The 2,132-nt window shown below is 65.2% G+C and carries 2 protein-coding genes and 1 pseudogene; all 3 read left to right on the forward strand.

The features are described 5' to 3' along the window. A pseudogene (locus LZA78_RS17470) lies at positions 1-159 on the forward strand (electron transfer flavoprotein subunit alpha/FixB family protein); the annotation flags it as partial. Between the two features lie 17 nt (positions 160-176). Next, entirely contained in the window at positions 177-1,976 is a 1,800-nt protein-coding gene (locus LZA78_RS17475; RefSeq protein ID WP_233678160.1) for an acyl-CoA dehydrogenase, read from the forward strand. Between the two features lie 30 nt (positions 1,977-2,006). After that, a partial coding sequence (locus LZA78_RS17480; RefSeq protein ID WP_233677706.1) for an FAD-dependent oxidoreductase occupies positions 2,007-2,132 on the forward strand: 126 nt, incomplete at its 3' end.

Raw genomic sequence — 2,132 nt, forward strand, 5'->3', positions numbered from 1 at the left:
GGCATCTCGGGCGCGATCCAGCACCTCGCGGGTATGAAGGACAGCAAAATCATCGTCGCCATCAACAAGGACGAAGAAGCCCCGATCTTCCAGGTCGCAGACTTCGGCCTCGTCGCGGATTTGTTCGACGCGGTTCCCGCGTTCTCCCAGAAAATCTGATCTCAGGAGACATTGAGATGAGCTACCAAGCCCCGCTTCAGGATATGACCTTCGTGCTGACCGAACTGTGCGGGCTGGCCGCATTGTCTGAGTTGCCCGGTCTGGAAGATGCCACGCCCGAAACGGTCGAGGCGATCCTGGAAGAGGCCGGGAAATTCGCCGGACAGGTTCTTGCTCCATTGAACCGGTCCGGCGATGAAGCGGGGCTTGGGTTTGACAACGGGCGCGTGACCGTTCCCGAGGGCTGGCAAGAGGCCTATGACCAGATCGTCGAGATGGGCTGGAACAGCCCCGCTGCCTCGCCCGAGCATGGCGGCATGGGCCTGCCCTTCGCGGTCAATGCCGCCATCCAGGAGATGTTCAACGGCGCGAACACGGCGTTCCAGCTCTGCCCGCTGCTGACCCAGGGCGCGATCGAGGCCATCGCGCATTACGCGTCGGCCGATCTTCAGGAAAGCTACCTGCCCAAGCTGGTGACCGGCGAGTGGACCGGCACGATGAACCTGACCGAACCACAGGCGGGCTCGGACCTGGCCGCGATCCGCTCGAAGGCGGTGCCCGAGGGCGATCACTACCGGGTCTCGGGTCAGAAGATTTTCATCACCTATGGCGAGCATGAGATGACCGAGAACATCATCCATCTCGTGCTGGCGCGCCTGCCCGACGCCCCGGCGGGGGTGAAGGGGATCTCGCTCTTTGTCGTGCCGAAATTCATGGTGAACGCCGATGGTTCGCTTGGGGCGCGCAACGACGTGCGCTGCGTGTCGATCGAGCACAAGCTGGGCATCCACGCCTCTCCGACCTGCACGCTGAGCTTTGGCGACGATGGCGGTGCTATCGGCTATCTGGTGGGCGAGCCGAACCAGGGCCTGACCTATATGTTCGCGATGATGAACTCGGCGCGTCTTGGCGTGGGCCTTCAAGGCATCGGCATCGCCGAGCACGCGGGCCAGCACGCCGCGGCCTACGCGGCCGAGCGCAAGCAGGGCGGACGTCCGGGCAGCGCGGGGTCGGTTGCGATTGTCGAGCATCCCGACGTCAAGCGCATGCTCGGCCTGATCAAGGCCCGCACGCAGGCGGCCCGGGTTCTGGCCTATCGCGCTGCGGCGGCCTCGGACATCGCGTCGCGCAGCACGGATGCCGATATTGCCGCCAAGGCGCAGCGCCGTCTCGACCTGCTGATCCCGGTCGTGAAGGGCTGGTCCACCGAGATGGGCAATGTCTCGGCCTCGCTCGGCGTGCAGGTGCATGGCGGCATGGGCTACATCGAGGAGACCGGTGCGGCGCAGCATTTCCGCGATGCGCGGATCACCACGATCTATGAAGGGACGACCGGCATTCAGGCGCTTGACCTGATCGGGCGGAAGATCAGCCGCGACAAGGGCTATGCCATGGCTGAACTGCTGGCCGATATGGACGACACCGCCGCGCGCCTTGACGCCGCCTCGGGTGATGGCGTGAACTGGGCAGGCTACGCCAAGTCGCTGACCGAGGCCACTGCCGCCCTGCGCGCCGCGACCAACTGGATCGTCGATCAGGCCGCAAGCCATTCGGAACTGCCGCAGGCCTCGGCCTGTGCGATGCTCGACCTAGCGGGCGTGTGCCTTGGTACCTGGGCGATGGCCGACAGCGTGCTGGCGGCCTCGGCGCGGATTGCCGCAGGGGATAGCGCGGCCTTCCTGCACAGCAAGCTGCGCATCGCCGAGTTCTACCGCACGCAGATCGCCGCGCAGGCTCCGGCTCTGCTGGCGCTGGTCACGCTTGGGGCGGATGCCGTGATGGCGCTTGATGCCGCCGATCTGGGGGTCTCTGCCTGAGGCCCCACCTCCAGCCTTAAGGAGCGCCCGATGACTGAGATCGTCCGCGAGTCGATGGAATATGATGTTGTGATTGTTGGTGGCGGGCCTGCGGGTCTGTCTGCGGCGATCCGTCTCAAGCAGATCGACCCGGATCTGAACGTCGTTGTGCTGGAG

It is taken from the genome of Rhodobacter flavimaris (genome assembly GCF_021378075.1).
Taxonomy (GTDB): Bacteria; Pseudomonadota; Alphaproteobacteria; order Rhodobacterales; family Rhodobacteraceae; genus Rhodobacter; species Rhodobacter flavimaris.

Coding starts and splice junctions, on each gene's coding strand:
- LZA78_RS17475 (WP_233678160.1), top strand. CDS start 177: ATGAGCTACCAAGCCCCGCTTCAGGATATGACCTTCGTGCTGACCGAA.